15 protein-coding genes are annotated in these 12,618 nt (G+C 40.1%); 11 read left to right on the top strand and 4 right to left on the bottom strand.

Going from position 1 to position 12,618, the window contains the following annotated elements; all coding sequences use genetic code 11:
- Positions 1-75 precede the first annotated feature (75 nt).
- Together PQR79_RS01945 and PQR79_RS01940 are read left to right on the top strand one after the other, a co-directional pair.
- The gene (locus PQR79_RS01945) at positions 76-435 is read left to right on the top strand and encodes a DUF2750 domain-containing protein (protein ID WP_238103474.1); all 360 of its coding nucleotides are present in this window, start codon (positions 76-78) and stop codon (positions 433-435) included.
- 87 nt (positions 436-522) lie between these two features.
- Entirely contained in the window at positions 523-1,164 is a 642-nt protein-coding gene (locus PQR79_RS01940; protein ID WP_238103472.1) for a hypothetical protein, read from the top strand.
- A gap of 100 nt (positions 1,165-1,264) precedes the next feature.
- On the opposite strand, the gene PQR79_RS01935 is transcribed toward PQR79_RS01940, so the two are convergent.
- Positions 1,265-2,209 (bottom strand): chemotaxis protein CheV, encoded by a 945-nt coding sequence (locus PQR79_RS01935; protein ID WP_238103471.1) that lies wholly within the window; start codon positions 2,207-2,209, stop codon positions 1,265-1,267.
- A gap of 184 nt (positions 2,210-2,393) precedes the next feature.
- Here PQR79_RS01935 and PQR79_RS01930 point away from each other — a divergent pair, with 184 nt between their 5' ends.
- From PQR79_RS01930 to PQR79_RS01910, 5 genes are all read left to right on the top strand, one after another.
- A complete protein-coding gene (locus PQR79_RS01930) occupies positions 2,394-2,948 on the top strand; it encodes a lipocalin family protein (protein ID WP_238103470.1) in 555 nt (184 codons plus the stop codon).
- Between the two features lie 53 nt (positions 2,949-3,001).
- Positions 3,002-3,592, top strand: a complete 591-nt coding sequence (locus PQR79_RS01925) for an LON peptidase substrate-binding domain-containing protein (RefSeq protein ID WP_238103469.1) — start codon at positions 3,002-3,004, stop codon at positions 3,590-3,592.
- Positions 3,593-3,736: 144 nt separating this feature from the next.
- Positions 3,737-4,399, top strand: a complete 663-nt coding sequence (locus PQR79_RS01920) for a sigma-70 family RNA polymerase sigma factor (RefSeq protein ID WP_238104162.1) — start codon at positions 3,737-3,739, stop codon at positions 4,397-4,399.
- Positions 4,392-5,069, top strand: a complete 678-nt coding sequence (locus PQR79_RS01915) for a ChrR family anti-sigma-E factor (RefSeq protein WP_238103468.1) — start codon at positions 4,392-4,394, stop codon at positions 5,067-5,069. The genes PQR79_RS01920 and PQR79_RS01915 overlap by 8 nt, the downstream gene beginning before the upstream one ends.
- Positions 5,070-5,707: 638 nt before the next feature.
- Positions 5,708-5,881, top strand: a complete 174-nt coding sequence (locus tag PQR79_RS01910) for a hypothetical protein (protein WP_188924209.1) — start codon at positions 5,708-5,710, stop codon at positions 5,879-5,881.
- A 175-nt stretch (positions 5,882-6,056) separates the two neighbouring features.
- On the opposite strand, the gene PQR79_RS01905 is transcribed toward PQR79_RS01910, so the two are convergent.
- Positions 6,057-7,019, bottom strand: a complete 963-nt coding sequence (locus tag PQR79_RS01905; protein WP_238103467.1) for a 1-aminocyclopropane-1-carboxylate deaminase/D-cysteine desulfhydrase — start codon at positions 7,017-7,019, stop codon at positions 6,057-6,059.
- A 221-nt stretch (positions 7,020-7,240) separates the two neighbouring features.
- Between PQR79_RS01905 and PQR79_RS01900 the strand changes: the two genes are divergently transcribed.
- Both PQR79_RS01900 and PQR79_RS01895 read left to right on the top strand, forming a co-directional pair.
- Positions 7,241-7,651 (top strand): YccF domain-containing protein, encoded by a 411-nt coding sequence (locus tag PQR79_RS01900; RefSeq protein WP_238103466.1) that lies wholly within the window; start codon positions 7,241-7,243, stop codon positions 7,649-7,651.
- Positions 7,652-7,748: 97 nt separating this feature from the next.
- Entirely contained in the window at positions 7,749-8,210 is a 462-nt protein-coding gene (locus tag PQR79_RS01895) for an EVE domain-containing protein (protein WP_238103465.1), read from the top strand.
- A gap of 65 nt (positions 8,211-8,275) precedes the next feature.
- Here PQR79_RS01895 and PQR79_RS01890 read toward each other — a convergent pair whose 3' ends face one another.
- Positions 8,276-9,064, bottom strand: a complete 789-nt coding sequence (locus tag PQR79_RS01890) for a TIGR00266 family protein (protein ID WP_238103463.1) — start codon at positions 9,062-9,064, stop codon at positions 8,276-8,278.
- Positions 9,065-9,200: 136 nt separating this feature from the next.
- A complete protein-coding gene (locus tag PQR79_RS01885; protein ID WP_238103461.1) occupies positions 9,201-10,127 on the bottom strand; it encodes a LysR family transcriptional regulator in 927 nt (308 codons plus the stop codon).
- Between the two features lie 218 nt (positions 10,128-10,345).
- Here PQR79_RS01885 and PQR79_RS01880 point away from each other — a divergent pair, with 218 nt between their 5' ends.
- Together PQR79_RS01880 and hppD are read left to right on the top strand one after the other, a co-directional pair.
- The gene (locus PQR79_RS01880; protein ID WP_238103460.1) at positions 10,346-11,506 is read left to right on the top strand and encodes a homogentisate 1,2-dioxygenase; all 1,161 of its coding nucleotides are present in this window, start codon (positions 10,346-10,348) and stop codon (positions 11,504-11,506) included.
- 68 nt (positions 11,507-11,574) lie between these two features.
- A complete protein-coding gene (hppD, locus tag PQR79_RS01875) occupies positions 11,575-12,615 on the top strand; it encodes a 4-hydroxyphenylpyruvate dioxygenase (protein WP_238103459.1) in 1,041 nt (346 codons plus the stop codon).
- The last annotated feature ends 3 nt before the right edge of the window (positions 12,616-12,618 follow it).

Raw genomic sequence — 12,618 nt, 5'->3', positions numbered from 1 at the left:
TCATTAATTAAGCCTTTTCCTTATGCGTTGAGTCCGTATAATGAAATCAATTCTCACTCATTGAAGCGACTTATCATGACCGAACAAACACCTGCACTAATCAGCTTTATCGAAAACGTAAAACAGCATCAAACACTCTGGGGCTTACAAGATGAAACCGGTGAAGGCTGGGTTGTATGTGATTCTTCTGAATTTGAAGACACTGATGTCATGCCTTTATGGTCGAGTGAAGAAGCCGCAACCAGTCATTGCACTGAAGAATGGGCCGACTACAAAGCAGTGACCATTACCCTAACTGAGTTTTTAGAATACTGGGTTGGCGATTTAAATGACGATGGCGTATTAATTGGTGTTGATTGGGAAGCCGACCAAGAATGTGAAGAAATTGACCCTATCGTATTAGCTAAAGAATTAGTCGATTACGAAAAAGAGTAATTTTTTGAATCAAAATATCTAAGCTGCTCTTTATGAGCGGCTTTTTTATTTTAAGTACACCATTTGTTACTGAAAGCGTGCCTCCTTATGCCTACATTAATTGATATTCCATTCGAGCAGCGTCATACCTGCTGGTTTTGCGCAGAACCCAGTAATCAAGTATTTGATTACTACCGCATGACTCACACGCCACATCCATCGCTAGCGGTGCCAGCTTGTAAAGAATGTTTAGGATTAGCCAAAAAGAACCCGTTAACCTCAATTTGGGATTGCCGCGATGCGGTTAAAGATCAATTAATGCATATTTACCGCAAAGATTTAGCCATTGGCATTAATTGGACGGAACAAGAGTTGGCAGAATCTGAATTTGAGTGCAAAATTTTTGGTGGCTTTAAAAAAAGTGCCTGGATGATGTATCAAATAGCTCAGGGACGCATTAACGCAAAAGGTTGGCCCCTAAGTCTTGATGGCATAATTCTCGACGGTGAGCATGGTCATTATCAAGCAGGGTTTGAGTTTGACGGTGTGAGGTTTACTTCTTTACCCAAAGCCATAGAGCACTATAGTAATACCTTGTCTTTAGATGCGCGATTTTTACAACAGTTGGTGACATTATTAGGCAAAGCAAAATTTGGTCATGCGATAAAAATTGCCAGACTTAATATTGGCATTACCCATGAACACCAACGAAAAATTATCGACGAATTAATTGAAGATGCAGATCAGTGACAAGTCAGTCACTTTGATAACTCGCGAAGATTTGTCATTGACACACGGTTGGCTCAAGTTGCTTTGAATGAGTGCGCTAATTAACGCACTCACTGCAATGTTATTGTGCCAACAGACTGCGTAAACGATCTTGCACTACACCCACCAGCAAGTCAGGTTGAAACTTAGAAATAAACTCGTTACATCCCACTTTTTCAACCATGGCTTTATTAAAGCTACCACTTAATGAGGTATTTAAGGTAATAAATAACGCAGCCATACGCGGGTCGGCGCGTACTTCAGCGGTCAGCTTATAGCCGTCCATTTCTGGCATTTCCGCATCGGTTATCATCATTAACAGCTCATCGGCCACATGTTTGCCATCATCAGCCCAAGACTGCAGTAACCTCAACGCTTGTAATCCGTCTGAAGCTTCGATGATATCAATGCCTAAAGGTGTTAATGTGTCACGAACTTGTTTACGAGCGGTCGATGAATCATCAACGATTAATACTTTACGGCCTGGCATACTCGGCACAAGGCTCTCGTCGAGCACTCCTTCTGACAAGCTCACATCATAATCAATGATTTCTGCCAATACTTTTTCCACATCAATAATAGACACCAAGTGCGTTATTCCCTCTTGCTCAACCTTGGTGATTGCAGTTAAATAATTATGTGCCCCAGATGTTTTCGGCGGCGGCATAATATCACTCCAAGTCATATTAATAATATGTTCAACTTTACCCACTAAAAAGGCCTGCACACTGCGATTGTACTCAGTAATGATTAAGTTACTGTCGTCAGTAACAGGCATTGTTGAAAAACCTATCGCTTTGCGTAAGTTGATAACAGGTATGGATGCGCCACGGATATTCGCAACACCATAAATTTTAGGATCACTACCGGGTAGTATATTGATTGCAGGTAGCTTAACCACTTCTTTTACTTTAAACACATTGATCGCGAATAATTGTGTGGAACTAATGCGAAATAACAACAGTTCTAAACGGTTTTCACCGACTAATTGGGTGCGTTGGTCTACCGTATCTAACACTTTATTCATGAAACAATCCACCTAACTAAAAATAACAATCAGGTTAATTATACTAAAAAACGCCTGTAAAAGGACTTTGTAAGCATGACACAACCGACAAAATAAGATTAAACCGGGCAATTCAAGATCAAACCAACCCCTTAAGTCGTATAGTCGACATTAAACGCTATTGTTGTATAAAACGGAGTTAACCATGAAAAAGTCATTACACCATCTCATCGCCTTACCATTATTCGGATTATCGTTGCTTGGACTATCAGCCTGCACGGTCATCGATGAACCAGTGGATGTCGTCAAGCCGTTTGAACTGAACCAGTACCTAGGAACCTGGTATGAGATTGCCCGCCTAGATCATTCATTTGAACGTGGAATGACCAATGTGACAGCGCAATACCGCATTGACGGTGACAAAGTGGTGGTGATTAATAAAGGATTTAAACAAGACGAGCAGCAATGGGACCAAGCAGAAGGCAAAGCCTACTTTATTGACGGTGATGACAAAGGTTTACTCAAGGTGTCTTTTTTTGGGCCTTTTTACGGCGCTTATCAGATCCATGATATCGAACAAAATAGCCAAGGTCAGTACACTGACTCATTAGTGATTGGGCCTAATAATCAATATGCTTGGATTTTATCGCGCAGCCCAATATTGGACCCTGTCATCAAACAGCGGTTTATCAATAAGCTTGCGGCCTTATCAATAAGTGAAGGTAAGCTCATTTGGGTGCAACAAGGTGATCAACAATAACCGCTGACTCGTACAATGTTTCAGATGCACTGTTATATGATCCAGAGGCTGTAATGATTATCCCAATTTTCCCATTGCCCATTTGCTTACTCCCACAAGGGTACACGCAACTTCGTATTTTTGAATCTAGATACAAACGCTTAGTGTCTGAGTCACTCAAAAGTGGACAGGGCTTTGGGTTATGTATGCTTGCTGATGACAAAAAAACCATTTTACCCATTGGTACGTTAACGGAGATCATCGACTTCGAAACCCTCGACGATGGTCTCCTAGGTATTAGTGTTCAAGGCAAGCAAACCTTCTCGATTAACCAAATCGATGTTGAACACGATGGGTTAAAGCGTGCCGACGTGACATTAATAGACAGTTGGCCGAGCGATCTTATTGAAGCCCAAGCTGCACAGCCACACATTAAGCCACTAGAGCGTAAAAAAGATCAGTTTTTAAGTAAAACGCTTAAACAACTACTGCAGCAATATCCACAACACTTAGCTCATTATTCGGATGATAACTTTAATGATATCGCCTGGGTTTGTCAGCGTTGGTTAGAAATTATCCCCTTAAGTGCCAAAGAAAAGTATCAATGCATAAACAGCCATGACCATTTGTTAGCTAAATCGTTTTTATTCGACATTATAAAATAACACTCGAATGTGATCCGTACATCTTAACCTTGCGTATAAGATATTAATGAATAAACAACACCCTCTTGCAGACTGCATTTTGGCTTGCAAAATGGCAATAAGTTACTTGTTCAATTGTGTTTTTACTGGATGCGAGTGAAAAAAATGGAAAATGTTCAATCACAAAGCGCACAAACTCGTTATGATAAAGGAAATCTTATTGCAAGATCGTCCAATCAACGAAGTGGTGCTATGAAATCAGACGAACCCAATCCAATGGCAGAAGAACTTGCTCGCTTAATGATGCAAGTGGCTAATAACCGCTGTAAGCGATCTTTCGCGAGCTTATTTAGTCATTTTGCTCCTAAAATAAACTCATTTGGGGTACAGCGTCTAAGTCAGCAAGGTTTAGCCATGGACCTCGTTCAAGAAACCATGTCACGAGTATGGACCAAAGCTCACCTATACAACGCTGACAAAGCGGCCGTGAGTACTTGGGTGTTCACCATCATGCGCAACCAATGTTTTGACATGCTTCGTAAAGTACAACATAACCGTGAAGATGCATTTGGCAATGACATTTGGCCTTTATTTGAGTCTGATGATGCTGAAAATAATGATGATGACTTTTTACTGTCAGCCAGTTTGTTACAACATGTTGAAGATCTACCACCATTACAACGTCAGGTCGTGCAAGGGATTTATATGCAAGAGCTGACACAACAAGAACTTGCAGACAAACTTAATATTCCTATCGGTACCGTCAAATCTCGACTTAGACTCGGGCTAGAAAAGTTAAAAAGCTTTATGGAGAAACATTATGATTAATTACCACCCTGATCAGCATTTGCTGTCTCTCCATGCGAAAGGTGAACTGCCATTATCGATGTCGATTGCCATTTCTGCTCATGCTGAATTGTGCCACCATTGTCAGCAACAACTCGATCAAATGACCATTGCCCTATCTGAGCAAGAGTTCGAGCAACAACAAACTGTAGCAAAGCAACCTGATGACGCTGACCTAAGTGCCCTTTTAAGCCAATTTATGTCATCAACATTAGACAACTTAGACATAGAATCAATTCAACAACCTCAGGATGCAGACAACACTGTGACCATTAAGGGGCAGCAATATGCATTACCACGGGTATTTAGAAAACAGATAAATGCCTCATGGCAAGGCATAGGTAAGGTGAGTCGTTTACGTTTAGACACTGGTGAGCCACAAGCAAGAGCAAGCTTGTTGCACATTGCAGCCAATGGAGAAATACCAGAGCATACCCACAAAGGGGCTGAGTTAACCTTATTATTAGCGGGCGAATTTAGCGATTGCTACAACACTTACAAGCCTGGTGATTTCATGCTGCTTGATCAAGCACATCAACATTCACCTAAAACCACTGAAGGGTGTTTGTGTTATACCATCGTTGATGCACCACTGTACTTTACTAAGGGGTTCAGTAAGTTGCTTAACCCTATCGGCGATTTACTGTATTAATTGAACTCATTAGCAATGGCTAAGTTGCGATAACTGAGGTTGTCGCAACTTAATCATTTTAATGTGGGTTTGCTAAATCAATTCAGATTAATTATAAACCAATATTTTCAATTGTTTACCAAAAAAATCGACATGTAAAAAAACTTTTTACAAGTAATTTGATTATCTTTTGTCTTTTTTAGCAAAAACGGTGTTGCTATAAATGAAAAGTGAGTATAGAATCTACACAGATTTAAAAATCTTGTTAATTTTGGTACCTACCTGAAAGTCTGCTCAACTTCCTTCGTAAACCCAAGACAAGCTTCTGTACATGGTTAATGACCTTAGCGGCCAATGTTTGTATTACTCAAAAAACAAACTTTTATGGTCATTTTGTTGTCATATAATTATGTTCAACTTATTAAGTTAAGTGAAAACGTAATATTTTAGTTGTGAAGTTAAAGCGGATCATCCCTGGTGGTCACAAGTTAAACTGACGTTAATCAACTATTTATATCACAACACTTGATTAGTGAGTTCAGAATAGGTTAAGTTAAATCTCGACAAGTTAATCTTTTGCACCACTAAAAATGCCAAGGATATTTTATTGAACAATTTACTCACCCAAGGGTGATTAGCAAAAATAAGGAGTGTGGCATATGTCATACAACATTAACGGACATGAAATTTCAGTTAGTTTTCCAGTTAACTCAATTTCGTCAAACAAAAACTCAATTGCTTTTACCGACAGCCAAGGTAAAAACAAAAAAACCTTTTCAAAACGTACTGAAGCACTAAACTTCATGAAATGGTTAATTACTGCAAATAAGTAATACTCCTAACGCCTAGCGTTAATCATTTGCTCTGTTATTTAATAAACTCATTTCTCGGTATTCTCCTCTTACTTACCGATGTTTATTAAAACAGAGCAAAATGAACCTCCCCTTGTTACATCTCACTAACTCTAACGTTAACTTTTTCTTTGTTAACGGTAAGCCACTTTCTGATTTAGCCAATATGACCAAATTTACGCTGATACCTAGGTAACATGGTTTGATTACCTAATACACCACCCTGATGTACATACAAGATGTCACCGTCCCAGTGCGGATGTTGCTGTAAATAATGTTTTAATACTAAAAAACCCACCGGATCGTACAACAATTCAAACTCAATCCCTGAGCGACAAACCGTCTGCCACATATCGAAACAACGCTGAGTTAATTTGCCAAAATGGTATTTTCGTCCGTCATTCACTATGGTTGGAAAATACTCTGGAGTAACTAATTGCGAAAATTGTTGACGTAAATAATCATCCCCGCCAACCGTACTGCAGGTTAACACCTCAATATTGATACCTTTACTATTATTGCTTACCAATTGCTGCATCACCTGCTTATTTAAATACGCTGCTGTAGTACCCGTTCCCGAGGGTAAGAATATTTTTAACTCTTTGGTGTTACGTAGTTGTGCCCAGTCAATCATCTCTGTCGCTAATATGGCGACACCGGTTTCAGCATACTCGCAGCGTCCTCCCTCAGGGATGTGTAGCAATGAGTTTTCGTTAGCGTACTCTGATGCAACAATATATTGTACGACGTCATCTAAATGCATCTGCTGATATTGATTACCTAGGTTAAGTTGGCTGACATCAATAATATTAGCGCCATTGGCAATGGCCGCTGCATAATTTCCATTTGGGTTCTGGAGAATAAAATCACTAATATGACTGACATAATAATCAAATTGCCAACCTTGTTGTTTGGCCAACACTGACATCGAATATAACGAATTTGCCTGGGCAGAACCCGAGGCAACAAGTCGAGTAATATGCCCAAAATCGTGCGATAAAAAATGATAAAACTTACGAGCTTTATTACCGCTAAAGTCAGGATGTAATAAATCATCTCGCTTGACAAAGATAGGTCTTTGCTCAAATAGCATTGGCTGAACGGGGCTTATAGCGAACATTGGCGATCTCTTAATCCTTGATATGAGTATTTTAACTAATAAATGATAAAACTTACCGATTGATTTTGTAATTTCACTAACATGATCCTTAAACTCTTATTTAAAAACAAAACAAAACAAATATAATCAATAACTTACAATTTTGGCATAAATATCGCTACGTTATACTTAATTCAGTGAAGTACCCGTTATGTATTTTTAGATATCAATAAGGAAAAACAATGTCACTTTTACGTTTACTGTTTAATATTGCATGGTTTGTTTTAGGTGGTTTTGTAATGGGTTTAGCCTGGTGGCTTGCCGGATTATTATGCTTTATCAGTATTATCGGTATTCCATTTGGTCGTGCATGTTTTGTGATTGGTGAAATGGCGTTTTGGCCATTTGGACAAGAAAGCGTTAACCGCAAACATTTAACTGGTCATGAAGATCTTGGTACTGGCAGCTTAGGGTTAATCGGTAATGTTATTTGGTTTTTATTCTTTGGTATTTGGTTGGCGATTGGTCATTTAGCCCATGCACTTGCCTGTTTTGTCACTATCATTGGTATCCCATTTGCAATACAGCATATTAAGTTAGCCCTATTGAGTTTGACCCCAATTGGTCAAACAGTCGTTACCAAACCAGTGTAAACAACCTCTTACCGTAAAGCCGATAACAACATGTTGTCGGCTTTTTAGTGTGTGGATGATAATATGAACCACAATATTGAATTTAAAAGAGTCAGCCATGAAATATTGGTTAATGAAGTCCGAACCCGATGACGTCAGTATTGATGATTTGCGAGACAGCCCAAATCATACAATGGCTTGGCAAGGTATTCGAAATTACCAAGCACGGAATTTTATCCGTGATCAAATCAGCCTTGGTGATCAAGTATTGTTTTACCATTCAAGCTGCAAAGTGCCAGGCGTTGTCGGTGTTGCCACTGTTGTTAGTCAGCCTAAACTTGACGAGAGTGCATTTGAGCCGCAATCTCGTTACTTTGACCCTAAGTCAGATCCCGTTTCACCGCGATGGTGGCAAGTGGATATTCAATTTACTGCAAAACTCAATCATATCGTCAGTTTACAGCAACTCAAAAGTGACCCAGCTTTACAGGACATGGTATTGGTCACCAAAGGTGCACGGTTAAGTGTACAACCTGTCACAGCTAATGAATTTACCCATATTGTCATGTTAGGTCAGTGATTTAAAATAAAACATAAAAAATAAGGTGACTGAATTCAGTCACCTTATTTTTATCAAACCTAAAGTTAATTAATCATACGTCCGATCCCACCGAGCACAGAACCCTCGCCTTGATCCTTTCCTCCACTTGAAGGTGCATGTGCAATAATACGGTCAGCCATGCGAGAAAACGGTAAGCTTTGCAGCCACACAGTACCATGACCCTGTAATGTCGCGAGGAATAAGCCCTCACCACCAAACACCATAGATTTTAATGAACCTGCACGCTGAATATCATAGTCAATCCCAGGGGTAAAACCCACTAAACAGCCGGTATCAACTCGTAAGGTTTCGCCGCGTAGCTCTTTTTTAATTAAGGTGCCACCCGCATGCACAAACGCCATTCCATCGCCTTTAAGACTTTGTAAAATAAAACCTTCACCGCCGAAAAAACCCACACCAAGTCGTTTATTAAACTTCATCGTGACTTGAGTCCCCAACGCAGCAGCTAAAAAGCTGTCTTTTTGGCAAATCAGTTCACCATTATGCTCTGCAAGATCGATAGCTAAAACAGTACCTGGAAAAGGGGCAGAAAAAGCCACTTTACGTTTACGGCCACCCTCGTTAGTAAAGTGAGTCATAAAAATGCCCTCACCCGAAATGGCTCGTTTTCCAGCACCCCATAATTTACCAAAAAAGCCAGATTCAGGTTCAGAACCATCCCCCATTTTGGCTTCAAACGCGATGTCTTCTTCTAAATATGTCATCGCACCAGCTTCAGCGACCACAGCTTCATGGGGATCTAATTCAATTTCAACTAATTGCATACTTGAACCAATAATTTCGTAGTCGACCTCGTGACATTTTCTGGTCATTTTTTGCTCCTTTAAAATGAGTGTGGCTGATTAAGCGTTACACGGACGATATTAATACATTAGGTTAACAAGATGTTACTGTCATTCCTATGGAAACTTTGCGACATAATATGTCTTAGGGATTGATATCACTTAATTAACCTAAGCCTGCCCCGCTTAATCCTGTTTGTTGCTGTTGATATAACGCAAATTCTTGCAAGATAAGTTCAGTAAATAATTGCCCTGCTCGGCCTAATGGTCGGTCTAATGTTGACACCAATTGTGGGGTAAAACGAAAACGATTGCCGCCAATAAAATCAATTGCCATTAACTCACCATTGGCTAATTCTTCAGTGATTAAAAAATCGGGCATCCAGCCAAAACCCAAACCTTTTAGTAAGGCATTTTTTTTCATAATAAAGCCCGAAAGATAAAACACTTTATCACCGCCAAATTGCATTTCATCGCGGGCACGTTTATCAGGTGATGAATCCTCAATGGTGAGCTCTACATGTTGTTGTAGCTCAGGCAATTTAATGCCTTGTCGTTGACTCAATGGATGCAATCGAGAAGCCACCAACACGCTGGTTATCGTCGGCAAGGGCTTAGGATGATAAGACGGCCCTGTACGATAATCTTTCACTAACATCAGATCTGCTTGATCGCGCTCAAATCGATGTTGCACACCACCTAAGAACTCCATATTTAACTGAATTTTGGTGGGGATATTATGCTCTGACATCAACTTTAATGCGCTCATGATGGGCTCCATAGGTAACGCGCCATCAATCACTAATTCAAGCTTTGGCTCCCAGCCCTGACTATAACGGCTGGCTAAATGTTCTATATTGGCCAAATGCTGCAATAGTCGCTGGCCTTCAGCCAAAATGACTTTACCCTCAGGCGTTAACTCAGCTCGGTAATTATCGCGATTAAATAATGTCACCCCTAAATGTTGCTCTAACTTCTTAACCTGGTAGCTCACCGCCGATTGCGCTTTATGTAAACGTTCAGATGCTTTAGAAAAACTCCCTTCTTCTACAAGGACTTGCAGAACATTAAACGCATCAATATCAATCCGCATACCCACTCCTGTGTCTTGTTATCAATACACTTATGTAAAGCCAACAAGACAATCTAATAATTTGATTAAGACAAGTTATTTATTATTCTTTTTTTTGTTGATCTTTACCACTAAATTGTTAATAAGATCACATATTGGTTTGCCCAGTACGATTAGGCCATAACAATAATTAACACTCAGCCACGTCACATGCTGTCGATGAGTCAGAGGACAATCAAATGCCATTCTATGTTAAACAAGGTCAAGTGCCGCCAAAGCGTCACATCGCTTTCGAAAAAGACAATGGTGAGCTTTACCGCGAAGAGTTGTTCTCAACTCATGGGTTTTCAAATATTTATTCCAATAAATATCACCATAATATGCCAACCAAAGCGATTGATGTTAAACCATACGCGTTAAGTCATGGCGAGCAATGGCAAGACCCATTAATTCAAAACTATAAACTCGACTCTCGCCAGGCCGATTGTCAGGGCAATTTTTTTAGCGCACGTAATAAAATCTTTTTTAATAACGATGTCGCCATGTATACCGCTAAGGTCACAGAGCCTACAAATGCGTTTTACCGCAACGCGTATGCCGATGAGGTGGTTTTTATCCACGAGGGCGAAGGCAAACTGTTAAGCGAATACGGCGTGATTAACACCAAAAAGTGGGACTACTTGATTATTCCGCGCGGTACTACTTACCAATTAACCTTTAACGATTATCAAAACGTACGCTTGTTTGTGATTGAATCATCGTCAATGGTGGAAGTACCAAAACACTTTCGAAATGAATACGGCCAAATGCTTGAGTCGGCGCCGTATTGCGAGCGTGATATTCGCACCCCAACCTTAACCGATGCCGTAGTTGAAAAAGGTGAGTTTGCCTTAGTGTGTAAATTTGGCGAGCGCTACCAGCAAATGATGTTGCAATGGCATCCATTCGATTTAGTCGGTTGGGACGGTTGTGTGTATCCCTGGGCGTTTAATATTAGCGAGTACGCCCCCAAAGTTGGCAAAATTCATTTACCGCCGTCTGAGCACTTAGTCTTTAGTGCACACAACTTTGTTATTTGCAATTTTGTGCCACGCCCTTATGACTTTCACCCTAAGTCGATCCCGGCACCTTATTACCACAACAATATCGACAGTGACGAAGTGCTTTATTACGTTGACGGTGACTTTATGAGCCGCACTGGTATTGAAGCCGGTTACATGACGCTGCATCAAAAAGGGGTGCCACATGGCCCACAACCAGGCCGTACAGAAGCATCAATTGGTAAAACAGAAACATACGAATACGCAGTGATGGTCGATACCTTCGCCCCACTCAATTTAACCACCCATGTTAAACATTGCATGAGTGCTGACTACAACCGTTCTTGGTTAGAAAACTAAGATGTAATTTAACTAACCCAAGTCACCAAAGAGTGATGGCGTGTTGACAGAAAATAAAGGAAAACAAAATGGCTAGCGAACTTAATCCACTGGGGCTTTTAGGTATCGAATTTACTGAATTTTCCAGCCCAGATACTCAATATATGCACCAGGTCTTTATTGATTTTGGTTTTTCGATGTTAAAAAAAGCCAAAAATAACGACATCGTCTACTACAAACAAAACGACATTAACTTTTTGCTCAATAAAAACCGTAGTGGTTTTTCAGCTGAATTTGCTAAATCACACGGCCCAGCAATTTGCTCAATGGGCTGGCGCGTTGAGGATGCTAACTTTGCGTTCACAGAAGCAGTTAATCGTGGTGCAAAACCCGCTGATGATGCAAACAAAGACATGCCCTACCCGGCCATTTACGGTATTGGCGACAGCTTAATTTATTTCATCGACACCTTTGGTGAGCAAAACAATATCTATCAAACTGACTTTATCGATTTAGACCAACCGGTTGTCACGCCCGAAAAAGGCTTTATGGAAGTCGACCACTTAACCAACAATGTCTACAAAGGTACCATGGAAAAATGGGCTAACTTTTATAAGGATATCTTTGGCTTTACCGAAGTGCGATATTTTGACATTAGCGGCGTACAAACAGCATTAGTATCTTATGCATTACGTTCTCCCGATGGCAGTTTCTGTATCCCAATCAATGAGGGTAAAGGCAATAACAACAACCAAATCGATGAATATTTAGGTGAATATAACGGCCCTGGCGTACAACATTTAGCCTTTAGAAGCCGAGATATTGTGGCATCTTTAGATGCGATGGAAGGCACATCAATACAAACGTTAGATATTATTCCTGAATATTACGACACTATTTTTGAGAAGTTACCGCAGGTCACTGAAGACCGTGAGCGTATTAAGCATCATCAAATCTTAGTTGATGGTGACGAAGAAGGTTATTTACTGCAAATTTTCACTAAAAACTTATTTGGCCCTATTTTTATTGAAATCATTCAACGTAAAAATAACTTGGGCTTTGGTGAGGGTAATTTTAAAGCGTTATTTGAATCTATTGAACGCGACCAAATCAAACGAGGTGTGTTGTAAGCA

It is taken from the genome of Shewanella metallivivens (genome assembly GCF_028750675.1).
GTDB classification, from domain to species: Bacteria; Pseudomonadota; Gammaproteobacteria; order Enterobacterales; family Shewanellaceae; genus Shewanella; species Shewanella metallivivens.
The sequence above is the reverse complement of the archived record's forward strand: the minus strand, read 5'-3'. Positions and strand labels throughout refer to the sequence as shown.